This is a genomic window from Mesorhizobium sp. M7A.F.Ca.CA.001.04.2.1, assembly GCF_003998485.1.
Lineage (GTDB): Bacteria > Pseudomonadota > Alphaproteobacteria > Rhizobiales > Rhizobiaceae > Mesorhizobium > Mesorhizobium ciceri.
In genome coordinates this window covers 1-21,293 of sequence record NZ_RZQT01000100.1, presented here as the reverse complement: position 1 = coordinate 21,293, position 21,293 = coordinate 1, and the positions used below count along the sequence as shown (strand labels likewise).

General features: G+C 62.4%; 18 protein-coding genes and 1 pseudogene. 12 read left to right on the top strand and 7 right to left on the bottom strand.

All coding sequences use genetic code 11. The annotated features are described in order from the left end of the window. Window positions 1–57: 57 nt before the first annotated feature. On the top strand, window positions 58–1,449 hold the full coding sequence (gor, locus tag EN955_RS25305; RefSeq protein ID WP_024503287.1) for a glutathione-disulfide reductase: 1,392 nt from the start codon (window positions 58–60) through the stop codon (window positions 1,447–1,449). Window positions 1,450–1,509: 60 nt separating this feature from the next. Here gor and mgtE read toward each other — a convergent pair whose 3' ends face one another. Together mgtE and EN955_RS25295 are read right to left on the bottom strand one after the other, a co-directional pair. After that, a complete protein-coding gene (mgtE, locus tag EN955_RS25300; RefSeq protein WP_024503286.1) occupies window positions 1,510–2,874 on the bottom strand; it encodes a magnesium transporter in 1,365 nt (454 codons plus the stop codon). Window positions 2,875–3,146: 272 nt separating this feature from the next. After that, window positions 3,147–5,051: an ABC transporter ATP-binding protein/permease gene (locus EN955_RS25295; protein WP_024503285.1), complete on the bottom strand. Its 1,905-nt coding sequence runs from the start codon at window positions 5,049–5,051 to the stop codon at window positions 3,147–3,149. A gap of 603 nt (window positions 5,052–5,654) precedes the next feature. Here EN955_RS25295 and EN955_RS25290 point away from each other — a divergent pair. Further along, window positions 5,655–6,083, top strand: a complete 429-nt coding sequence (locus tag EN955_RS25290) for a hypothetical protein (RefSeq protein ID WP_024503284.1) — start codon at window positions 5,655–5,657, stop codon at window positions 6,081–6,083. A 38-nt stretch (window positions 6,084–6,121) separates the two neighbouring features. Here EN955_RS25290 and EN955_RS25285 read toward each other — a convergent pair whose 3' ends face one another. Further along, on the bottom strand, window positions 6,122–6,802 hold the full coding sequence (locus EN955_RS25285; RefSeq protein WP_024503283.1) for a DsbA family protein: 681 nt from the start codon (window positions 6,800–6,802) through the stop codon (window positions 6,122–6,124). 17 nt (window positions 6,803–6,819) lie between these two features. Beyond that, window positions 6,820–8,640, bottom strand: coding sequence for an extracellular solute-binding protein (locus EN955_RS25280; RefSeq protein ID WP_024503282.1), 1,821 nt, complete (start codon window positions 8,638–8,640; stop codon window positions 6,820–6,822). Between the two features lie 260 nt (window positions 8,641–8,900). Here EN955_RS25280 and EN955_RS25275 point away from each other — a divergent pair, with 260 nt between their 5' ends. Continuing rightward, entirely contained in the window at window positions 8,901–9,530 is a 630-nt protein-coding gene (locus EN955_RS25275; RefSeq protein WP_013531658.1) for an invasion associated locus B family protein, read from the top strand. A 73-nt stretch (window positions 9,531–9,603) separates the two neighbouring features. Here the strand turns inward: EN955_RS25275 and hspQ are convergent, their stop codons facing one another. Beyond that, window positions 9,604–9,927, bottom strand: coding sequence for a heat shock protein HspQ (gene hspQ, locus EN955_RS25270; protein WP_024503281.1), 324 nt, complete (start codon window positions 9,925–9,927; stop codon window positions 9,604–9,606). A 125-nt stretch (window positions 9,928–10,052) separates the two neighbouring features. Here hspQ and EN955_RS25265 point away from each other — a divergent pair, with 125 nt between their 5' ends. Then, window positions 10,053–11,015, top strand: coding sequence for an AEC family transporter (locus EN955_RS25265; protein WP_024503280.1), 963 nt, complete (start codon window positions 10,053–10,055; stop codon window positions 11,013–11,015). Here the strand turns inward: EN955_RS25265 and EN955_RS25260 are convergent. Beyond that, window positions 10,992–12,203: a UbiH/UbiF family hydroxylase gene (locus tag EN955_RS25260; RefSeq protein ID WP_024503279.1), complete on the bottom strand. Its 1,212-nt coding sequence runs from the start codon at window positions 12,201–12,203 to the stop codon at window positions 10,992–10,994. The two genes, EN955_RS25265 and EN955_RS25260, sit on opposite strands and share 24 nt — an antisense overlap. Window positions 12,204–12,273: 70 nt before the next feature. On the opposite strand from EN955_RS25260, the gene EN955_RS25255 reads away from it, so the two are divergent. From EN955_RS25255 to EN955_RS25220, 8 genes are all read left to right on the top strand, one after another. Further along, window positions 12,274–13,212, top strand: coding sequence for a DUF2182 domain-containing protein (locus EN955_RS25255; RefSeq protein ID WP_024503278.1), 939 nt, complete (start codon window positions 12,274–12,276; stop codon window positions 13,210–13,212). A gap of 14 nt (window positions 13,213–13,226) precedes the next feature. After that, window positions 13,227–13,841 (top strand): DUF1326 domain-containing protein, encoded by a 615-nt coding sequence (locus tag EN955_RS25250; RefSeq protein WP_024503277.1) that lies wholly within the window; start codon window positions 13,227–13,229, stop codon window positions 13,839–13,841. A gap of 23 nt (window positions 13,842–13,864) precedes the next feature. Then, the gene (pcsA, locus tag EN955_RS25245) at window positions 13,865–14,671 is read left to right on the top strand and encodes a phosphatidylcholine synthase (protein ID WP_024503276.1); all 807 of its coding nucleotides are present in this window, start codon (window positions 13,865–13,867) and stop codon (window positions 14,669–14,671) included. A gap of 57 nt (window positions 14,672–14,728) precedes the next feature. After that, on the top strand, window positions 14,729–15,706 hold the full coding sequence (locus EN955_RS25240; RefSeq protein ID WP_013531651.1) for a quinone oxidoreductase: 978 nt from the start codon (window positions 14,729–14,731) through the stop codon (window positions 15,704–15,706). A gap of 133 nt (window positions 15,707–15,839) precedes the next feature. After that, the gene (locus tag EN955_RS25235; RefSeq protein WP_032899192.1) at window positions 15,840–17,417 is read left to right on the top strand and encodes an ABC transporter ATP-binding protein; all 1,578 of its coding nucleotides are present in this window, start codon (window positions 15,840–15,842) and stop codon (window positions 17,415–17,417) included. Then, window positions 17,414–18,544, top strand: coding sequence for an ABC transporter permease (locus tag EN955_RS25230; protein WP_024503274.1), 1,131 nt, complete (start codon window positions 17,414–17,416; stop codon window positions 18,542–18,544). Before EN955_RS25235 ends, EN955_RS25230 begins: the two co-directional genes overlap by 4 nt. After that, a complete protein-coding gene (locus tag EN955_RS25225) occupies window positions 18,544–19,464 on the top strand; it encodes an ABC transporter permease (RefSeq protein ID WP_024503273.1) in 921 nt (306 codons plus the stop codon). The genes EN955_RS25230 and EN955_RS25225 overlap by 1 nt, the downstream gene beginning before the upstream one ends. 50 nt (window positions 19,465–19,514) lie before the next feature. Continuing rightward, window positions 19,515–20,582 carry a BMP family ABC transporter substrate-binding protein gene (locus tag EN955_RS25220; RefSeq protein ID WP_013531647.1) on the top strand — a complete coding sequence of 356 codons (1,068 nt, stop codon included), beginning with the start codon at window positions 19,515–19,517 and terminating at the stop codon, window positions 20,580–20,582. A 47-nt stretch (window positions 20,583–20,629) separates the two neighbouring features. On the opposite strand, the pseudogene EN955_RS25215 reads toward EN955_RS25220, so the two are convergent. Then, a pseudogene (locus EN955_RS25215) lies at window positions 20,630–21,293 on the bottom strand (acyltransferase); the annotation flags it as partial.

Below are 21,293 nucleotides of genomic sequence, written 5' to 3'. Positions count from 1 at the left end.
TTTTGCCGTTTTGCGGCCTACCTGTCTGACACATTTCTGAAGCCTGGGAGCCGCGTCATGGCTGGTTACGACTACGATCTTTTCGTCATCGGCGGCGGTTCGGGCGGGGTGAGGGCGGCCCGCGTCGCCGCGGCTCTCGGCAAGCGTGTCGGCATCGCCGAGGAATACCGCTATGGCGGCACCTGCGTCATCCGCGGCTGCGTACCGAAAAAGCTCTACGTCTATGCCTCGCAATTTCCCGAGCACTTCGCCGACGCCGCCGGCTATGGCTGGACGGTGCCGGAAGCCAGTTTCGACTGGCAGACGCTGGTCGCCAACAAGGATCGCGAGATCAGCCGGCTGGAGGCGATCTACGTCAGGAACGTCGAGGGCGCCGGGGGCGAGACCTTCCACTCGCGCGCCATGATCGTCGATCCGCATGTCGTGCATCTCCTGGGTGAGGATCGCACCGTCACAGCAGACCAGATTCTGATTGCCACCGGCGGCCGCCCGGCGGCGCATCCGGCGCTGCCCGGCCACGAACATTGCATCTTTTCCAACGAGGCTTTCGACCTCAAGGAATTGCCCAGGGCGATCATGATCGAGGGCGGCGGTTACATCGCCGTCGAGTTCGCCAACATTTTTCACGGTCTCGGCGTCGACACCACGCTGGTCTATCGCGGCAAGGAGATCCTCAGCCGGTTCGACATGGACCTGCGGCGCATGCTGCACGAAACGATGGAAAAGAAGGGGATAAGGATCCTCTGCCATTCCGTGTCCGAATGGATCCGCAAGCGGCCGGACGGCCGGCTCGATGCGCTGGTCAGCGGCGGCGAGGTGCTGACCGTCGACCAGGTGATGCTGGCCATCGGCCGCATTCCCAACACCGAGAATATGGGCCTGGAAGGCATCGGACTGGAGATGACCAAGACCGGCGCCATCGCCGTCGACCAATATTCCCGCACCAACATCGACAACATCTGGGCAATCGGCGACGTCACCAACCGCGTGCAGTTGACGCCGGTGGCGATCCATGAGGCGATGTGCTTCATCGAAACCGCCTTCAAGGGAAATCCGACCGCACCCGATCACGAGACGATCGCGACCGCCGTCTTTTCACAGCCCGAGATCGGCACTGTCGGCCTGTCGGAGGACGACGCCGTCAAACGCTTTTCCGACATCGAGATCTACCGCGCCACATTCCGGCCGATGCGGCACACCCTGTCCGGGCGCGACGAGAAGATGCTGATAAAGCTGGTGGTCGATGGCGCGTCGAAGAAAGTGCTTGGCGCCCACATATTGGGGCCGGACGCCGGCGAGATGGCGCAGCTTCTCGGCATCCCGCTGAAGGCCGGCCTGACCAAGGGCGATTTCGACCGTACGATGGCCGTGCATCCGACGGCGGCGGAAGAACTGGTCACCATGTACAAGCCGACCTATCGCGTGAAGGACGGCGAGCGGGTCGATTGACGGCAAAGCCGGGTTGAGGAACTCCGCCGCGGCAAGGACATGCCACGGCGGAGATGGTTGCTACAGCAGCGTGCCGCGCAGGATCACCAGCGCCACCGAGAAGTAGATCACCAGCCCGGTGACATCGACCAGCGTGGCAACGAACGGCGCCGATGCGCTGGCCGGATCGAAGCCGATGCGCTTCAAGGCGAACGGCAGCATCGACCCCGACAGCGAACCGAAGGTGACGATGCCGACCAGTGCAGCACCCACCGTGGTGGCGATCAGCGGCCAGTGCGGGCCATAGTCGTAGAAGCCCATATACTGCCAGAGCGCGATGCGGCAGACGCCGACCACACCGAGCATGGCGCCCAGCACCAGGCCGGTGGGCAGCTCGCGCAGCGCCACCCGCCACCAGTCGCCAAGGCCGATCTCGCGCAAGGCCAGCGCGCGGATGACCAGCGAGGTCGCCTGCGAGCCGGAATTGCCGCCGGAGCTCATGATCAGCGGGATGAACAGCGTCAGCACGATCGCCTTCTCCAGCTCGCCCTCATAGCTCTGCATGGCGTTGGCCGTCAGCATCTCCGAGATGAACAGCGCGCACAGCCAGCCGCCGCGTTTCCTGATCATGGCGAGGAAGCTCATCTTCATGTACGGCTCGTCCAGCGCCTCCATGCCGCCGAAACGGTGCACGTCCTCGGTCGTCTCCGCGATCATCGTGTCGATGATGTCGTCGATGGTGACGATGCCGAGGATCTTGCCATGGTCGACGACCGGAACGGCGAGCAGATCGTATTTGGAGATCGTCTGCGCCAGCGTTTCGCGATCGGTCAGCGGGCCGACCGTCACCGGAAGATGATCCGGCGCCACCGTCATGATCGAATCATCCGGCTCACCGGTGATCAGCCGGCGCAGGCCCGTCGAGCGCACAAGCAGGTGCGTTTGCGGATCGACGATATAGATCGCATAGACGGTCTCGCGCGTCCGCTCCACCTTGCGGATGTAGTCGAGCGTTTGCCCGACGCTCCAGTCCGAGGGCACGCTGACGAACTCCGTCGTCATGATCGATGCGGCACTGCCTTCGGGATAGCCGAGGATGGAGAGCAGCGTTGCGCGCAGCGGCGGCGCAAGTCCGCCAAGCAGCTCGGAACGCGCCGGCTCGTCGAGCTCGCGCAAAATGTCGGCGGCACGGTCGACCGACATGGCGGTGAGCAGCTTGCCCGCCTTGGCGCGCGGCAGCGCCTCCATGAGTTCCGGCGCGCCGTCGAGTTCCGGCTGATCGAAGATCTCGACCAGACGTTCGAACGTCACTTCACAGAGCAGTTCCGTCGCGGTCTCTCGAGGCTCCCTGTTCAGGGCCTCGACAATGTCGGCGACGTGATCGTTGGCTAGGATACGGGCAATCGCGACGGCCTCGTCGCTTGCCACCGTGGTAAATTCGTTCATGGCTCACTCCTTGCCGTCCGGCAGGACATGAACCATGTGAGGTCACGTCAGGGCGGACGGCTGTTGCGTTCGACTGTGACTGTCGCCAGGCATGGCGCGGTGACCTTTCCGCTTGCGGGTTCGCGTTTGATTGTCTGCAAGCGGGCGCAACATAGGAGCGCGCCTTGCCGTGTCAATCGCGGTGAGGAGGGAAAATGCCGACGAGCGGGCAAGATCGCGAGACTGTGATCACCGGCCGCCGTTCGACCAGGCAGACCGGGGTGGAATAACCGTTATTTCTGCTTCAGCCGGCGCGAGAAGCGCAGCCACTTGTCTTCGACCGGCCTTGGGACCGGCCTTGGCTGCACCAGAATGGTGGTGAGTTCGGCGGGCAGGGTCGGAACCAGCGGCTTCTTGGTGGCGACGCCGTCGGCGATCGCGACGATGCTGTGATAGAATTCGCTGCCCGTCATCGATCTCGGCGCCACCGCCTCGTGCATGACGCTGATCACCGTGACATCGGGGCAGTTGTCCTTGATGGCCTGGTGGAAGGCGACCTTGCCATCGGGGTCGAGCGCGCCGGTCGCCTCGTCGAGGAACAGCAATCCCGGCTGCTGCAGCACGATGCGAGCCACCACCAGCTTCTGTTTCTGGCCGCCCGACAGCACCTGGTCCCAGCTTTTGCCTTCGCGGCTTTCGTCGGCCATGTGCTCGATGAAGTCGCCGAGCCCCGCCTTGTGCAGCGCCGACGCCACCTGCGCGTCGCCATGGTCGTGCTCGGAGCCGGGCAGGCAGACCAGTTGCTTCAGCGACACAGGCTGCAGCTTGACCTCCTGAGCGGCATAGAAACTCTTGACGCCTTCGGGAAAGACGATGGTGCCGCGGCCATATGGCCACAGACCATTGATCGCCTTGATCAGCGAGGTCTTGCCGCAACCGGACTCGCCTTTCAGGAAAGTCCATTCGCCGCGCCGGAAGCGCAGATTGGCGGCGCTGAGAAAGGGCGTCGCGTCCTCGCCCTGATGCGCCAGTTCGAGCTTCTGGATGGTCAGGCCGAAAACCGGGTTCTGGCTGGCATAGTGGAAGTCGGAGCGGCCGGTCTGGCTGTAGAATTCCTGCGGATGCTGGACATTCTCGATCGCATTGGCCAGCTCGGTGACACGCTGGCTGTTGGCGCGCAACGTGGCGATGGCGGGCATGACGTGGATGAACCACGAACACTGGCCGATCAGCGAATTGACCAGTTCGGAGCCGGTTATGTAGCCCTTGAGGTCGAGACCGTTGTGGATGAACGGCACCAGGCCCGGTCCGTAGGCGACAATGCGGGCACCGATGAAATTGTAGATCAGCTCGAACGACATATAGACGGTGTTGACGATGTTCAGCCGCGTCCAGGTGCCGTCGATGTCGACATAAAGCCGGCCATGCATGGTCCTTTGCACGCCTTCGCCCTGAGACGCCGCGACATGGAAGGAGCGGCGCAGGAATGTCGTCAGCTCGCCGCGATAGCTGCCCTCGGCCTGCTGCATCCTGACGTTGAGGCGCTCGAGCAGGCCGCCGAGCTTGACCGCGATCCAAGTGTTCAGCGGCACGTAGGTGGCGACGGCCAGGAAGGCGAGGATGGCGCTGCCATAGCTGCCGAGGAATTCCAGCCCCTTCACCTCGACGGAGTTTTCGAGCAGCTTCTGGCCGACGAAATAGAGCGATGTGGCAACGCCAAGCACGCCCATGGCGAGCCCGATGGCGCCACCGGTCATGTCCTTGATGGATTCCTGGACGCGCTGGTCGATGTTGTCGGGGGCCGGTGCGCCGCTGCCGGTCGACGCGTGCTGGGCATGGAAATGCGTATGATTGCCGTCCAGCAGCGCTTCATTGAAGCGGCTGTCCAGCCAACCGCGCCATTTGCGGTGCAACGTCGCCGAGACAAGGTTGCGGATGCCGGTGAAGCCAGCGTCCTTGAGTACGACCAGCAGCACGAGGACGCCGGCATTGACCAAAAGCGAGCGAAGCGGCGTGGTGTTGGCGGCGTCATGGAAGAAGGCGATGGAATTGACCAGTTCGCCCGAGGCTTCGGCGAACCAGACACCGGCCTTGCTGGACAACGCCGTGAGCAGCGCGATCACCAGCGTCAGCGTCCAGGCTTCCTTCCAGCGGTCGGAAACCCAGTAGGCCCGCATCAGGCCCCAGAAGCTGCGCATCGACGACACCGGCGTCAGAAGCGATCGCCCTGCGGCATCGCGAGGTGTTTTTTCCGGTACTGACTCTTGCGATGGTCTACCGACCCGAATCACTATCCCGCCCAAACCTTTTTTCTTTTGTTACGGATGGTAACACCAATTGATCATTTTCCATTAATTTAAAACCGGGCCGACCGGATTGCCCCGGCAGCCGTTGCCGTGAGGCAACAGATTACATGCTGAAATATAGCGACAACAGTCGACAAAAATCCGGATATTGCTTTTAATTTCATGTGCTTGATATATCGAGGGCGTGGCGTTGGCACGGCTTCCCCTGGGGAAGGCTTTCACACGGTTTCGTGAACTCGAAATCGTATCGAGCGACCGGTTTTCTCACTGTGGACGGCTCAAAGAGCTCGAAAATCTGCGGCTCGTGACTCGCCAGGATTGCCGTGGTCGTCCCTGCCGGGGGCAGGAATTGACGAGAGAATCGATCGAGCGGCGCGTTCCGTCTTGTCGGATCGGCTGAGGGACTGCGTTTGACAATTCATCCGCCTGGGATTGAACCTTGCCCGGCATCGGCGACACTCATGCATGTCCGGTTCTTCAACAAGGAAGCTCCCAATGCTTGCACGCGCGGCCGCAATCCTGTCCCTCTTTGCCTTTGTACCTTTGGCGCATGCCGGCGAGCAAAGCATTCCGGCCAGCGCCGAGGGCCAGATCGAGTTCAACACGCCGTCCGGCAACATCGGCTGCATCTACACGCCCAAAGGCGGCACCGGCACCTATGAGCCGAGGGATGGCGGCCCGGAGCTGAGCTGCTCGCGCGTCGAGCCGAGCTACCTTACGATTATCCTGGGTCCGAAGGGGCCAGCAACGCTGATCAAGAACCCAGGCGAGCAGGGCTGCTGCAGCGATGTCGACAAGCTTGGCTACGGCAACAGCTGGAGCGCCGGGCCGTTCTCGTGCCAGTCGTCAACCAAGGGACTGACCTGCACGGCCACGAACGGCCATGGATTTTTCATCAGCAAGGCCAAGGCGACGGCGAAGTAACGTCTGCCGCCGTCGCGGAGAGGAGAGGCCGGCCGGCCTCAGCCGGCCTTGTCCAGTTCGCCGCGCGCCTTGGCGGTCGCAACCTGGCGAATGGCATCGGCCAGCGTATCGGCATCCTGCGCGCCCATGACGGCGTATTTGTCCTCGAGCAGGAAGCACGGCACGCCAGAAATGCCCATGCGAGACGCGGTGGCGATCTCGGTGCGCACCGCCTCGACATCGGCCTCGGTCGGCAAAAGCGAGGCGACCACGGACGCATCCATGCCGGCCTCGCGCGCCGCCTCGACCAGCACGGCATGATCGCCAATGTTGGCGCCTTCCTCGAAATTCAGCTGGAACAGCCGCCGTACAAGCCTGTTCTGAATGGCTTCGCCGGCGGCCCCTGCCCAGCGGATCAGCCGGTGCGCATCCAGCGTGTTCGGCGCCACCTTGATGGCGTCGAAGGCAAAGGAAATGTCTTCCGCTTCGCCCAGCGGCTCGATGCGGGCGTGAATTTCGCGGATGCGCTCGTCGCTGCCGAATTTTGCCAGCATGTATTCGCGCCGGTCCTTGCCTTCGGGCGGAATGGTCGGATCGAGCTGGAACGGCCGCCAGCGGACATGCACGTCGACATCGCTCACGGCCGCGATTGCCCTGTCGAGCCGCTTCTGGCCGATGAAGCACCAGGGGCAGACGACATCGGACACCACATCGACGGTGATGGCGTTCAATTCGCTCATCTCGATCTCCTGATCCCTCAGTTGGGTTTGCGCCACCATGTTGGCAGTTGATACCCGAATATGGGCGTCTTTTGCGGATGTTCCAGGTAGTTCCAGTAGGCGATCCATTGCTGCGTGTTGTACTGCATCGGCACCATGTAGTTGCCGGAGATCAGCAGCCGGTCGAGAACGCGAACGGCGGCAACATAATCCTCCTTGGAGCGGGCGCGCAGCATCGCCTCGATTGCCGCGTCCACAGCCGGATCGGCGACGCCGGCGAGATTGAACGAGCCTTCCGTCCGGGCGGCAGTCGAACTCCAGCGCCCGCTCTGCTCGATGCCGGGTGACAACGAATTGTTGAAGCCGCTCGATCCGACCAAGACCTCGAAATCGAAGCGCTGCTTGCGCGACTGGATCTGATCGCCGTCGAGGCTGCGAATGGTGAGATTGATGCCGATCTTCTCCAGCGTGCGCTGATAGATGCCGGCAAGGCGCTCCTCGTCCTGCGAAGCGGTCAGGATCTCAAAGCCGAAGGGTTTGCCTTCGGGATCAAGCATCGTTCCATTCTGCACGTGGTAGCCGACACTTTTCAAAAGATCGAAAGCTGCCTTCAAGACGCGCCGATCCTGGCCCGATCCGTCGGTCACCGGCGGCCGCCATGTGCCGTCCATGACATCGGCCGGCACGCGGCCGGGGTAGGGCGCCAGAAGCGCTTTCTCCCTGTCGTCGGCCGGATGGCCGAGCGCGGAAAGCTCGGAATTCTGCCAGTAACTCATCGTGCGCGTGTATTTGCCGCCGAACAGGTTCTTGTTGGCCCATTCGAAGTCGTAGAGCATGCCGAGCGCGCGCCGCACGACCGGGTTGGCGAATTTCGGCAACCGCGTGTTGAACAGGAAACCGGTCACCACCGGCGGAATGCCGGTGTCGAAGGTTTCGGCGATCACGTCGCCCTTGTGGAAGGCCGGAAAATCGAGATCGCGCTCGCGCTTCACCGGATCGCTGTCGTCATCGATGGCGCAGAGGCCTTTCTTGAACGCTTCGAGCTTGGCGTTGGCGTTGAGGAAATACTCGATGGTGATCTGGTCGTAATTGTCGAAACCGCGCTTGGCGGGGACATCCTTGCCCCAATAGTCCGGGTTGCGCTTGAAGACGATGCGCTGGCCTGGCTGCACCTGCGCGATCGTATACGGACCGCTGCCGATCACCGGCTTGAGCGTCGTCCTGTCGAAAGTCTCCTTGTCGAAGGCGTGCTTCGGGATGATCGGGGTCAGCGCGATGATCAGCGGGAATTCGCGATCGGCCTTGTCGTTGAAGGTGAAGCGCACGCTGTAGTCGCCGGTCTTTTCGAGCTTGGCGACCCTGGCCATGCGGTCGCTGTAAGGCGGGCGGCCTTTGTCGGTGTAGACATCATAACTGAACAGCACGTCCTCCGGCGTCACCGGCTGACCGTCCGACCATTTGGCCCTCGGATTGAGATGGAACTCGATGCTCTTGCGCTCCGGATCCATGTCGGCGCTTTCGGCCAACAAACCGTAGAGCGTGAAAGCCTCGTCGGCATTGCGCTGCATCAACGGCTCGAAGACCAGATTGCCGAAGATCGTATCCATCATGCCGCGCGCCGTGGTGCGCAGGCTCTTGAGGATGAAAGGGTTGAGATTGTCGAAGCTGCCGACGACGCAATAGGTGATCGAGCCACCCTTCGGCGCGTCGGGATTGACGTAGTTGAAATGCGTATAGTCGGGCGGCAGCGCCGGCTCGCCCTGCATGGCGATGGCGTGCTTCGGCTCCGATGCGGCCGGCTGATGCGAAAGGGCGAGAAACGATATCGCGGTGATCAGCCAAACAAGAACGCGGCCCATGACCGTCTCCTTACTGGGCGGCTTGATGATTCGGACTGCACCCTAGCATGGCGCCACCGCGCTCCGGCCAGATACATCAGCCCAAATCGCACGGCCCAAATCGCACGGCCAAGAATCGCAGGCGCCGGGCTGGATTCGGCCTCGCTTGCAGTGTAACACGCCCTCCGAAGTCATTCTGTTGCCTCATTTCGGCAACAGGTAGCTGGACCACACGGCACGAAGAAGCCGGTCCCGGGATCATTTGAGAGGAAGTGCACGACATGACGAGCCTGAACAGCAACGCGTACCGCCTGTCGGTCATGGCCGCTGGCGTGGTCGGCTTTCTCGGCGCAGGGCTTCCCGCCGCTTCCGCACAGCAGCAGCAGCAGATTCCGCAAGGCTGGTTCAAGGCCTGCACCAAGCAGGAAGACGTCGACATTTGCAACGTCCAGAACATCACCACTGCCGGCAATGGCCAGCTGGTCACCGGCGTCAGCCTGATCGAGCTCAAGGGCAAGGTGAACCGCAAGGTGTTCCAGGTGACGGTTCCGACCGGCCGTCTGGTGCCTCCCGGCATCGGCCTGCAGATCGACACCGGCAAGGCGCAGAAGCTCGACTATGTGATCTGCTTCCCGGATCGTTGCGTGGCCGAAGTGCCGCTGACCGATCAGCTCGTCGCGGCATTCAAGAAAGGCCAGGCGATCACGCTGACTTCGGTCAATTTCCAGAATCAGCCCAATCCGATCAAGATCGCCCTGCAGGGCTTCAGCGGCGCCTATGACGGCCCGGCGCTGCAGCAGTCGGACATCGAGGACAGGCAGAAGAAGCTTCAGGACTTCGTCGCCAAGAACAACCAGGATTTCGCCAAGAAGCTCAAGGAAGAGCAGGACAAGGCGAAGACCGCCAACTGATCGGCCGATATCGCCGAGCCAACAAAAAAGCGGGGTTCATGCCCCGCTTTTTTTGTGACTGTCTTCCAGCAGGCTAATGCCTGGACTGCCGCTTCTGTTGGTAGCCGCCGTCCGGCTTCTTGTCGAACATTTCCTTGATCTGCGGATGCCGGACCGGCTCGCCCGACTGGTCCTCGAGCAGGTTCTGCTCGGAGACGTAGGCGATGTATTCGGTCTCCGAATTCTCGGCGAGCAGATGATAGAAAGGCTGATCCTTGCGCGGCCGCACGTCGGCGGGGATGGCTTCGTACCATTCGTCGGTGTTGGCGAATTGCGGATCGACATCGAAAATGATGCCCCTGAATGGAAACAGCCGGTGGCGAACCACCTGTCCGATTGCGAATTTGGCTGTTTTCATCGTACTCACCACTGAATTCCTTGAGCTTATTTGGCGCAGACCGCGCATCAATTCAATCCCGAGGCGCTTGACGCCCTATTAAGCAACGGGTTAGCCCGGCGCCAGGGTTTCGGACCAGCATAAAAATGTCTGACGTCGTCGGTCTTGTTCTTCCATTCTTCGGCTTGATTTTTGTCGGCTTTCTGGTGGCGCGCATCACCAGGCAGCCGCTGGACGCGCTCGGCTGGATGAACACGTTCATCGTCTATGTCGCGCTACCGGCACTTTTCTTCCAGCTGCTTGCCAAGACGCCGTTTGAAGACCTGACGGAATGGCGCTTCATCTTCGGTTCGGTCGTCTCGACCTTCATGATATTTTCCTTGATGTTCATGGGGTCGGTCCTGACCTCGCGCGGCGAGATAGCGCAATCGACCATCAAGGCGCTCGCGGCCGCCTATGGCAATATCGGCTATATGGGGCCGGGGCTGGCGCTGCTGGCCTTCGGCGAGGAGGCGGCTGTGCCGGTCGCCTTGATCTTCTGTTTCGAGAACATCATGCATTTCGCCATCGCGCCCATGATGATGGCGCTGTCTGGCGACGAGAAGACCACTCCTCTCCGGCTTGCCCTGGGCGTCCTGCGCAAGATCGTGCTGCATCCGTTCATCATCGCAACCGCCCTGGGTGTCGGCGCCGCCTATATCGGCTTTCGACCGCCCGTGCCGGTGGAGCGATTTCTGGAATATCTTTCCCGTGCGGCCGCACCTTGCGCGCTGTTTGCCATGGGCGTCACGCTGGCGCTCAGGCCACTCAATCGCGTCCCGCATGAGATGGTTCCGATCGCGGCGCTGAAGCTGATCCTGCACCCGTTGCTCTGTTATGTCGTGCTGAGCTGGATCGGCAATTTCTCTGAGACATGGGTCTTCTCGGCGGTGCTTCTGGCCGCATTGCCGACCGCCACGAACGTCTTCGTCATCGCCCAGCAGTATGGCGTCTGGGTACAGCGAGCGTCGGCCAGTGTGCTGATCACTACCTGCCTGTCGGTCGTGACCGTTACCGGGCTGCTCTACCTGATCCGGCACAATATCCTAGCGCCGGACCTGTTTCCCTAACCCGCCGGCAAGCGCGGCAAAACCGCTGCCGGGACGAAGCCCCTCGCGCATGAAAAAAGCCCGAAGCGGCGCGAAGCCTCCGAGCACGCCGAGCCCGGCAACGCGGGCCATCTGCGCCGGCAGCATGTCGGAAAGCAGCGACATGTTGAGCAGGTTGACCGCGCTGCTGCGCGCCAGAATGTCGGGGCGGCGCTTGAAATCGTAGGCTGCAAGCGCCTTGGCTGCGCCCGGATCGGATCGATTTTCACAAGCGATTCCAATTAGATCGTCGACGTCTCTGATGCCGAGGTTGAGGCCTTGCGCACCGATCGGCGGAAACACATGGGCGGCTTCGCCGACCAGCGCCACCCGATCCCTTGCGAAACGCAGCGGCGTCACCGCCGATAGCGGGTAGATCTGCCGGCCCGGCTCGACAGCCACCCGGCCCAGCATCGACTGCATCTGCTGTTCGACCCGCTGAGAAAGTGTCGCATCGTCCAGCGCGGCGAGCTCGGTCGCGGTCTCGGGCTTGACCACCCAGACCAGGCTGGAGCGATTGCCGGGCAGCGGGACCTGCGTGAACGGACCGGTCTCGGTGTGGAATTCGGTCGAGGTGAAGGCGTGGTCGCCGCTATGGCCGAAATTGAGGACGAGAGCTGCCTGCGGATAGGAGCGGGCCGAAGTCGAGATGCCGGCTGCCTGGCGCGCCGGTGACAACCGCCCATCGGCGGCGACCGCCAGCGCTGCGTCGACCGTGCTGCCGTCGGTCAGGACGGCACGGACGTGCTCGGCATCGAGATGCCAGTTCGCCACCATCGACCTCAGCCAGTCGATGCCGGCATGCGCGGCAACGGCGCCGGCGAGTGCCGGGGTGAGGACGCTGTTGGGAAGGTTCAGCCCGAATTCATCCTCGTCGATCTCGCTGGCACGGAAGGTGACGACCGGGCTGCGGATCAGCCGGCTGGTGGCGTCGACGATGCGCATCACTTTCAGAGGCGCCGCCTTGGATACGACGGCTTCGAGCACGCCGAGCCGGTCGAGCACTTTCAAGGCAGGGTTCATCAGGGCCGTCGTGCGACCATCGGGGGCGGTGGCCTCCGGCCCGACCAGTGTCACCGGGAAACCTTCGGCGGCAAAACCCAGTGCCGCGATCAGCCCTGCCGGCCCCGTGCCGGCAACCAGTATCCGCGCAGTTTGCTGATGCTCCAAGATCGGCTTCCGGCTTGCAATGCGAGGCGGTCCACCCGACCTGCCGTTCGATCAGCATATAGGTCAGATCATGCCGCTTGATCAACGCGGCGATTCGGCCCATTCGGATGTCATGACCGGCCAGCAGGACGACTTCAGCCATCTCGACCGCGCCGGCCGCGCCATGGCCGGCATCGCGCGCAATCCCCGGGTCACGGTAAACGTCGTTGTCGGCGCTTGCATCCTGCTTGCATGGCTGTCTCTTGCGGCGATGGCAATCCGCGGGGCTGAAACAGGGATTGCGGGCGTCGGCGCCCCTGGCGACACGATCCTTCGCAGCCTGCCGCAACTGCCGCTGCCCTATTTCCTGGAACGGTTCTTTGTGCTGTGCCTCTCACCGGTGCCTTTGGACGCAGGTCTCGGCTTGCGGGCCGGCGCGCTCGTTTCGATGTGGTTCCTGATGGCGATCGCGACGATGCTGCCTTCGGCGGCGCCGATGATACGCACCTATTGCGAGATCGCTGACACGGCACGCATCAAGGGCGAACCGGTCGTTCACCCGCTGCTGCTGGTCGCCGGCTATCTCAGCGTCTGGCTCGCCGCTTCAATTGCGTTCGCGGCGCTGACCTTGGCCGTCCATGCATTCGCTTCGTCAGCCGGGATGCTCGATCCGGTCGTCGGCATTGCCGGTGCGCTCGCTCTGCTGATTGCCGGCCTCTACCAGTTCAGCGGCCTGAAGGAAGCTTGCCTGAAGAAATGCAAGAACCCGTTCTCGATCCTTTTCGCGAGCTGGAGCGCAAGGCCCCTTAACATCTTTCGGCTCGGTGCCGCGCAAGGTCTGTGGTGTCTGGGCTGCTGCTGGGCCTTGATGCTGGTGATGTTCGCCGTTGGCGTCATGAACGTTTTCTGGATGGCGTTGATCGGCCTGTTCACCCTGATCGAAAAACAAACGGGCAGCAGGGTTCCAACCCGGCTGGCCGGTGCGATACTGCTTGTCTGGGCAGCCGCGCTGCTAGTAGTCTCGCTGTGAGTGGGGGAAAATCGATGGCAGACCAGAGCTGGGCGATGAAGGGAGAGCTCGTACTCTCCTGCAATTGCACGGTTTTTTGCCCTTGCGTGCTCTCGCTTGGCAATCATCCGCCGACCGAAGGCTATTGCCAGACATGGGCCGGGTTTCGCATCGATGCCGGCCATTTCGGTGAGGTCGATCTGTCCGGGCTCAATCTTGGGCTGATCATGGAAATCCCAGGCTATATGAGCCGCGGCAACTGGACCGCGGGCCTGTTCATCGACAGCCGCGCCTCTGTCTATGCGGTCAAGGCGCTGACAAAGATCTTCACGGGCAAGGCAGGTGGAACCACATCGCTGCTCTCAATCCTCGTCGGCAAATTCCTCGGTGTCGAGCAGGTGCCGATCACCTATGAGACGCGTGACAAAACGCGTATCTTCCAGATACCCAGGATTATCGACGGAGCGGTCACACCCATCCAAGGCAAGGACCGTGACAAGGATACGGTGATCAGCAATTCGGAATACTGGATCGCGCCCGAGATCATCGTGGCCAGGTCCGACAAGAGCAAGATGCGGGCTTTTGGCCGCAACTGGAATTTCGTCGGCCGTTCGGCCGAAATCTGCAAGCTGGATTGGCGGGGCCCGTGAGCAAGAACACAACGGCCAGGAATTTGGCAGCACGAAAAGCCGCCAAAAAGATCACGGACCGGATTCCGCGCCCGAAGAAGAAGGTCACCTGGCCGCAGGCGAGGGCGTTCTCCGTCCACCTTTTGACCGCCTCGGGGTCGTTCCTGGCCTTCCTGTCGCTCGTGGCGGCAAGTGAAGAGCGCTGGACCGCAATGTTCTGGTGGCTCGGGCTGGCCCTGTTCGTCGACGGCATCGATGGGCCGATCGCCAGAAAACTCGAGGTCAAGGAGATCCTGCCGACATGGTCGGGCGAACTGCTCGACAACATCATCGACTACGTGACCTACGTGCTGATCCCGGCCTTCGCGCTCTATCAGCGCGGCTTCATGGGCGAGGGCCTGTCATTCCTGTCGGCGGCGATCATCGTCGTTTCCAGCGCCATCTACTATGCCGACACCGGCATGAAGACGAAGGAGAATTTCTTCAAGGGATTCCCGGTGGTCTGGAACATGGTGGTGTTCACCCTGTTCGTCATCGAGCCCGGACAATGGGTTTCGTTCGCGGTGGTGGTGGTGGCCGGCGTCCTGACTTTCGTGCCGATCAACTTCATCCACCCGGTGCGGGTGGTGCGGCTGCGGCGCATCAACCTTGGGATGACCCTGTTGTGGTGCGCTTTCGGCGCGCTTGCCCTGGCCCAAGCGGCGCTCGCCGCCTTCTACGATCAGATCGGCGTGCTGGGCGAGCAGGTCAGCACCTTCACCAAGATCGGCATCACCATCACCGGGCTTTATCTTGCCTGCATCGGTGGCATCATGCAGTTCTTTCCCAATCTCGGTGCCAAAAAGGCCTGATCGGCCACTCCCACAGGGAGCCTGGCCCCACAAGCCTAGCCCACAGGAAGCTTAGCAATGTCCAAAGCGATCCGCATTCATGCCAATGGCGGCCCGGAAGTTCTGACCTATGAGGACGCTGATCCCGGCCAGCCGGGATCCGGGCAGATCCTGGTCCGGCACACCGCGATCGGCCTCAATTTCATCGATGTCTACCATCGCTCCGGTCTCTATCCGCCACCCGGCGGCTTCCCGCTCGTGCCAGGCAGCGAAGCCGCCGGCGTGGTGCTGGAGGTCGGCCATGGCGTCGACTGGCTGAATCCGGGCGATCGCATCGCTTATGCCGTGACCACGGGGGCTTACGCGCAAGAACGCGTCATCGATGCCAGCCGCGTGGTCAAGGTTCCGGATGGCATCAGCGACGAACAGGCCGCAGCGATGATGCTGAAGGGCATGACCGCGGAATATCTGCTGCGGCGGACGTTCAAGGTGAAAGCCGGCGACACGATCCTGTTCCATGCCGCTGCAGGCGGCGTCGGCCTGATCCTCGGCCAATGGGCAAAACATCTCGGCGCCACCGTCATCGGCACCGCCAGCTCGTCCGACAAGATCGAGCTCGCCAGGGCGCATGGTTTCGATCACGTCATCAACTACAAGGAACAGGATTTCGTCGCCGGCGTCGCCGCCATCACCGGCGGCAAAAAATGCGATGTCGTCTACGATTCGGTCGGCAACGACACGTTTCCGGCTTCGCTCGACTGCCTGCGGCCGCTCGGCATGTTCGTCAGCTTTGGCCAGTCCTCGGGACCTATACCGCCGTTCAGCATGTCGTTACTGGCACAGAAGGGCTCGTTGTTCGCAACAAGGCCGACACTGTTCGTCTACAACGCAAAACGCGAGGACCTCGACGCTTCTGCTGCCGCCCTGTTCGAGGTCGTGCTCAGCGGCGCGGTCGAGATCCAGATCAACCAGCGCTACGCGCTGAAGGACGCCGGCAAGGCGCATTCCGACCTCGAGGGCCGCAGGACCACAGGGACGACCATTCTCATCCCTTAGTTCGTTCTGCCTTGCTATCCCTTGAATTTCCGCTGAAATTCTTGAAGCTCTTTCAAGACGTGTGCCGCTTTCCGATGAGAGCCGGCCGCGCCTACCATGCCTGCGGGAACACAGAACATGTCTGGCTAACCAGATGGGAGGCACTGTGAGTGCAAATCAGGACGGCACGAACCTGCTTGAGGTGCGTGGCCTCACCAAGATATTCGGCACGCTGACGGCGTGCGATCATATCGATCTCGACATCGCCAGGGGTGAGATCCACGCCTTGCTCGGCGAAAACGGCGCCGGCAAGTCGACGCTGGTCAAGATGCTTTTCGGCTCGCTGGAGCCCAATGCCGGCGAGATCTTCTGGAACGGTCAGGCCGTCAGGATTTCCAGCCCGGGCGTCGCGAAAAAGCTCGGCATCGGCATGGTGTTCCAGCATTTTTCGCTGTTCGAGGCGCTGACCGCGGCCGAAAACATCGCGCTGTCGCTGGACGACGGCTCACCGATCAGCAGCATCGCTGCGAAGGCGAGGGCGCTTTCCTTCAGTTATGGCCTGCCGCTCGACCCTGAATCGCTGGTCGGCGACCTGTCGGTGGGCGAGCGCCAGCGCATCGAAATCATCCGCTGCCTGCTGCAGACGCCGCAGCTCATCATCCTGGACGAACCGACCTCGGTGTTGACGCCGCAGGAAGCCGACAAGCTGTTCGAGACGCTGGAGCGCCTGCGCTCGGAAGGCAAATCCATTCTCTACATCTCGCACCGGCTCGAAGAGGTCAAACGCATCTGCGACCGCGCCACCGTGCTGCGCCACGGCAAGGTGGTCGGCCATTGCAATCCGCGTGAGGAAACAGCCTCTTCGCTGGCTCGCATGATGGTCGGCAACGAGGTGCAGGCCGTGGTGCGCGCGCCGGTCGAGGGCATCGACAAGGCGCAGCCGCTGCTCGAAATCCGCAACCTCAGCCGCAAACCGGCAACGCCGTTCTCGATCCCGCTCAGGGGCATCAACCTGAACGTCCGCGCCGGGGAGGTGATCGGCATCGCCGGCGTCGCCGGCAATGGTCAGGGCGAGTTCTTCGAATCCGTTTCGGGCGAAGTGCTGCAGCAGGATGCCGCCTCGGTGCGCATTCGCGGCAAGGATTCGGGAAGCCTCACCATCACCGGACGGCGCCTGCTGGGCGCTGCCTTCGTGCCGGAGGAACGCCTCGGCCACGGTGCCGCACCCCGCATGAAGCTTTCCGAAAACCTGCTGCTGTCGCGCCATGCCACCGACGGCAAGGCGTTCGTCGGTTCCGGCGGAATGGTCAAGAGCGCCGCCATCCAGGCCGCGTCCCAACGCATCATCGAGGCGATGGATGTGCGCAAGAGTGCGCCGGATCCGGAGGCCGCGGCTCTTTCGGGCGGCAATCTGCAGAAATTCATCGTCGGCCGCGAACTCGACCGCCGGCCAAGCGTCATGGTGGTGAACCAGCCGACCTGGGGCGTCGATGCGGGCGCTGCCGCCCACATCCGCCAGGCCTTGATCGAGTTGTCGCGCAGCGGATCGGCGGTGCTGGTGATCAGCCAGGATCTCGACGAGCTGTTCGAGATCTCGGATGCGATCGCCGTCATGCACAATGGCGAGTTGTCGAAGCCGATACCGATCGCCGAGGCGACCTTCGAGAAGGTCGGCTTGCTGATGGGTGGCGCCGAACCCGGTCACGCCGAACACACGTTGGAGACGGCATGATGCGCCTCGAACTCGTCAAACGTCCGCAGCGTTCCATGCTGTTTTCGGCCCTGTCGCCGTTCATCGCCTTCGCGCTGACCATCATTGCCGGGGCCGTCATGTTCGCGCTGCTCGGCGTCAATCCGCTGACTGCGTTCAACATCTATTTCATCGAGCCGATCAGCCAAATCTGGCAGTTGCATGAGCTGGCGATCAAGGCCGCGCCGCTCATCCTGATCGCCGTCGGCCTGTCGGTTTGCTACAAGGCCAACATCTGGAACATCGGCGCCGAAGGCCAGTTCATCCTCGGCGGCATCGTTGGCTCGATGCTTCCAGTACTGTTTCCGCAGTTCGAAGGCCCGCTGGTGCTGCCGTTGATGCTGTTGCTTGGCATGGTCGGAGGTGCGGCCTATGCGGCGATCCCGGCTCTGCTCAAGACGCGCTTCGGCACCAACGAGATCCTGACCAGCCTGATGCTGGTCTATGTCGCGCAACTTTTCCTTGACTGGCTGGTGCGCGGCCCCTGGCGCGATCCGCAGGGCCATGGCTTCCCGCAGACCATCCAGTTCAACGATTCGGCCGTGTTGCCGGAACTGATGCCGGATGCCGGACGGGCAAACTGGGGTTTTGTCTTCGCGCTGGTCGCCGCGGTGCTGGTCTGGATCCTGATGAGCCGCATGCTGAAAGGTTTCGAGGTGCGCGTGCTGGGCTCGAGCCCGCGGGCAGGACGCTTCGCCGGCTTCGGCCTCGACCGGATGGTGTTCTTTGCCTTCCTGCTGTCGGGCGCGCTGGCGGGACTTGCCGGCATCTCGGAGGTCTCGGGCGCCATCGGCCAGCTGCAGCCCGTCATTTCGCCCGGCTACGGCTTCACCGCCATCATCGTGGCGTTCCTCGGCCGTCTCAACCCGCTTGGCATCGTTGCCGCCGGACTGGTGCTGGCACTGACCTATCTCGGCGGCGAAGCAGTGCAGAGCGCGCTCGGCATCTCCGACAAGGTGGCGCGGGTGTTCCAGGGCATGCTTTTGTTCTTCGTGCTCGGCTGCGACACGCTCATCCATTACCGCATACGCCTGGTCGGCCTGGCGCTGACCAAACCGGAAGGCGTGGCCAAACTCGAAGCCGCACCGAAGCTGAAGGAAGCCCGTTGATGGACATCACCGTAAACATCCTTCTGACCATCGCCACCGCGGCAACGCCGCTGCTGATCGCGGCAATCGGTGAGCTGGTGGTCGAGCGCTCCGGCGTACTCAATCTCGGCGTCGAAGGCATGATGATCATGGGCGCCGTCGGCGGCTTCGGCGCAACCTATCTCACCGGATCGCCCTGGATCGGCCTTTTGGCGGCCATTGCCATGGGCGCTGTGTTCTCGCTGCTGTTTGCCGTCATGACGCTGTCGCTGGCCACCAATCAGGTGGCGACCGGCCTGTCGCTGACGCTGCTCGGCCTTGGCCTGTCCGGCATGATGGGCACCAGCTTCGTCGGCCAGCCCGGCGAAAGGCTGCCCAACCTCGACATTCCCGGCCTGACGGAAATCCCTGTGGTCGGCAGGCTGCTGTTTGGCCAGGATCCGATCTTCTACATCTCGATCGCACTGACCGCCGCCGTCATGTGGTTCCTGTTCAAGACCCGCACCGGGCTGACGCTGCGTTCGATCGGCGACAGCCACACCTCGGCGCATGCGCTTGGCATCAAGGTCATCCGCTACCGATACCTCGCGGTCATCTTCGGCGGCGCCTGTGCCGGTCTCGCCGGCGGCCATCTCTCGCTGGTCTACACGCCGCAATGGGTGGAGAACATGAGCGCCGGCCGCGGCTGGATCGCGCTGGCGCTGGTGGTGTTCGCCTCCTGGCGGCCATGGCGGGTGCTGGCCGGCGCCTACATCTTCGGCGCGGTGTGGATCGGCCAGCTTCATGCACAGGCTTTTGGCATTCCAGTGCCCTCACAGTTCCTTTCTTCGCTGCCCTATCTGGCAACCGTCGTGGTTCTCGTTCTAATCTCGCGCAACAAGCGTCTGACGATGATGAACACGCCGGCTTCCTTGGGGCAGCCATTCGTTCCGGATCGTTGACAACAAAAAACAAACGGGAAGCTCCAAGGCTAACTCAGAGAGGTAACACGATGAAAAAACTGCTTATTGCCCTGATGACCACGACCGCCGCCATGTCGCTGGCAGCGACGGCCGAGGCCGCGGACAAGCTGAAGGCTTGCTGGGTCTACACCGGCCCGATCGGCGATTTCGGCTATTCCTACCAGCACGACCAGGGCCGTCTCGAAGTGGAGAAGGCGCTCGGCGACAAGGTCGAAACCGCCTATCTTGAAAACGTCTCGGAAGGCCCCGACGCCGACCGCGCTTTCGAGCGCCTGGCACGCGAAGGCTGCAAGATCATTTTCGGCACCTCCTTCGGCTTCATGGACCCGGAAGTGAAGGTTGCCAAGAAATTCCCGAAGGTGATGTTCGAGCACGCCACCGGCTACAAGACATCTGACAATCTCGGCATCTACAATGCGCGTTTCTATGAAGGCCGTTATGTGCTCGGCCAGATCGCCGCCAAGGAATCGAAGGCAGGCGTTGCCGGCTACATCGTTTCCTTCCCGATCCCGGAAGTGGTGATGGGCATCAACTCCTTCATGCTCGGCGCGCAGTCGATCAACCCGAACTTCAAGGCCAAGATCGTCTGGGTGAATTCCTGGTTCGATCCGGGCAAGGAAGCCGACGCCGCCAAGGCGCTGTTCGACCAGGGTGCCGACATTATCGTCCAGCACACCGATTCGACCGCTGCCCTGCAGGTGGCCGAGGAGCGCAAGCTGCACGGCTTCGGCCAGTCCTCCGACATGATCAAGTTCGCGCCGAACGCGCAGCTGACCTCGCTCACCGACGAATGGGGTCCCTATTACATCAGCCGGGTCCAGGCAGCCCTCGACGGCACCTGGAAGCCGGACAATGTCTGGCTTGGCATCAAGGACGGCGCGGTCAAGCTCGCCCCCTACACCAACATGCCCGACGACGTGAAGGCGATGGCGGAGGCCACCGAGAAGAAGATCGCCGGCGGCTGGAACCCCTTCACCGGGCCGATCGCCAAGCAAGACGGCACGCCGTGGCTGAAGGATGGCGAAGTCGCCGATGACGGCACGCTGCTCGGCATGAATTTTTATGTGAAGGGTGTCGACGACAAGCTGCCGCAGTAAGCAGCGCAAGAGATCGAAATGAGGAGGGCGCCGCGAGGCGCCCTTTTTCATTCGGCGGGCTGCGCTCCGGCTGAGACGCGACGAAATCGCGCCAGGCCAGCATCGACCGCGCGGCCGAGCCAAATCCTCAGCAGCCGCTGTGCGGGTCGTTCGCAGGCGCGCCAGATTGCCCACGAAACGAAAAGCATAAGTGCGCCGCAGCCAAAGGCGGCAAACCATCTGCCGATAAGGGGCGTCGCCGCATTGATGACGAGATAGCCGATGTCCTGGTGCAGCAAATAGAGCGGATAGGTCAGCCCGCCCAGCGCCAGAGTGAGCCCCGATGGCCGCAGACGATTGCGCAGCAGCACCGCACCGATCAAGGCCGCGTGCATGACGACGTTGGCGATGACGAGATTGGCCGACGAAACGGCGATGCCGTAGTGGCCAAGCATCCAGTGCTGCGTCACCGACAGCGTGCCACAGGAGATCAGGAACGCGGCGGCAAGCAGCAGCATTGCAGGCAGTGAACGGCCATGCGCATGCAGGTGGTGGACCAGCACGCCGGCGGCGAAGAACGGTCCAAACTCGGTGATGAACAGCAGCCTGGCGGCGGCGCTGCCGATGAAGAACTCGTTCAAGGCCGAGATCGCCAGCCAGATCAAGATCAGCTCCAGCTTGCGTGTCTGAAACAGCCCGGTAAGCAGCGCCAGCGTCACCCAGCCGTAGAAC

Bases quoted from the DNA above. Each gene is read 5' to 3' on its own strand.
- gor (WP_024503287.1), top strand. From the start codon at position 58: ATGGCTGGTTACGACTACGATCTTTTCGTCATCGGCGGCGGTTCGGGC.
- mgtE (WP_024503286.1), bottom strand. From the start codon at position 2,874: ATGAACGAATTTACCACGGTGGCAAGCGACGAGGCCGTCGCGATTGCC.
- EN955_RS25295 (WP_024503285.1), bottom strand. From the start codon at position 5,051: ATGCGCAGCTTCTGGGGCCTGATGCGGGCCTACTGGGTTTCCGACCGC.
- EN955_RS25290 (WP_024503284.1), top strand. From the start codon at position 5,655: ATGCTTGCACGCGCGGCCGCAATCCTGTCCCTCTTTGCCTTTGTACCT.
- EN955_RS25285 (WP_024503283.1), bottom strand. From the start codon at position 6,802: ATGAGCGAATTGAACGCCATCACCGTCGATGTGGTGTCCGATGTCGTC.
- EN955_RS25280 (WP_024503282.1), bottom strand. From the start codon at position 8,640: ATGGGCCGCGTTCTTGTTTGGCTGATCACCGCGATATCGTTTCTCGCC.
- EN955_RS25275 (WP_013531658.1), top strand. From the start codon at position 8,901: ATGACGAGCCTGAACAGCAACGCGTACCGCCTGTCGGTCATGGCCGCT.
- hspQ (WP_024503281.1), bottom strand. From the start codon at position 9,927: ATGAAAACAGCCAAATTCGCAATCGGACAGGTGGTTCGCCACCGGCTG.
- EN955_RS25265 (WP_024503280.1), top strand. From the start codon at position 10,053: ATGTCTGACGTCGTCGGTCTTGTTCTTCCATTCTTCGGCTTGATTTTT.
- EN955_RS25255 (WP_024503278.1), top strand. From the start codon at position 12,274: ATGCCGCTTGATCAACGCGGCGATTCGGCCCATTCGGATGTCATGACC.
- EN955_RS25250 (WP_024503277.1), top strand. From the start codon at position 13,227: ATGGCAGACCAGAGCTGGGCGATGAAGGGAGAGCTCGTACTCTCCTGC.
- EN955_RS25240 (WP_013531651.1), top strand. From the start codon at position 14,729: ATGTCCAAAGCGATCCGCATTCATGCCAATGGCGGCCCGGAAGTTCTG.
- EN955_RS25235 (WP_032899192.1), top strand. From the start codon at position 15,840: ATGGGAGGCACTGTGAGTGCAAATCAGGACGGCACGAACCTGCTTGAG.
- EN955_RS25230 (WP_024503274.1), top strand. From the start codon at position 17,414: ATGATGCGCCTCGAACTCGTCAAACGTCCGCAGCGTTCCATGCTGTTT.
- EN955_RS25225 (WP_024503273.1), top strand. From the start codon at position 18,544: ATGGACATCACCGTAAACATCCTTCTGACCATCGCCACCGCGGCAACG.
- EN955_RS25220 (WP_013531647.1), top strand. From the start codon at position 19,515: ATGAAAAAACTGCTTATTGCCCTGATGACCACGACCGCCGCCATGTCG.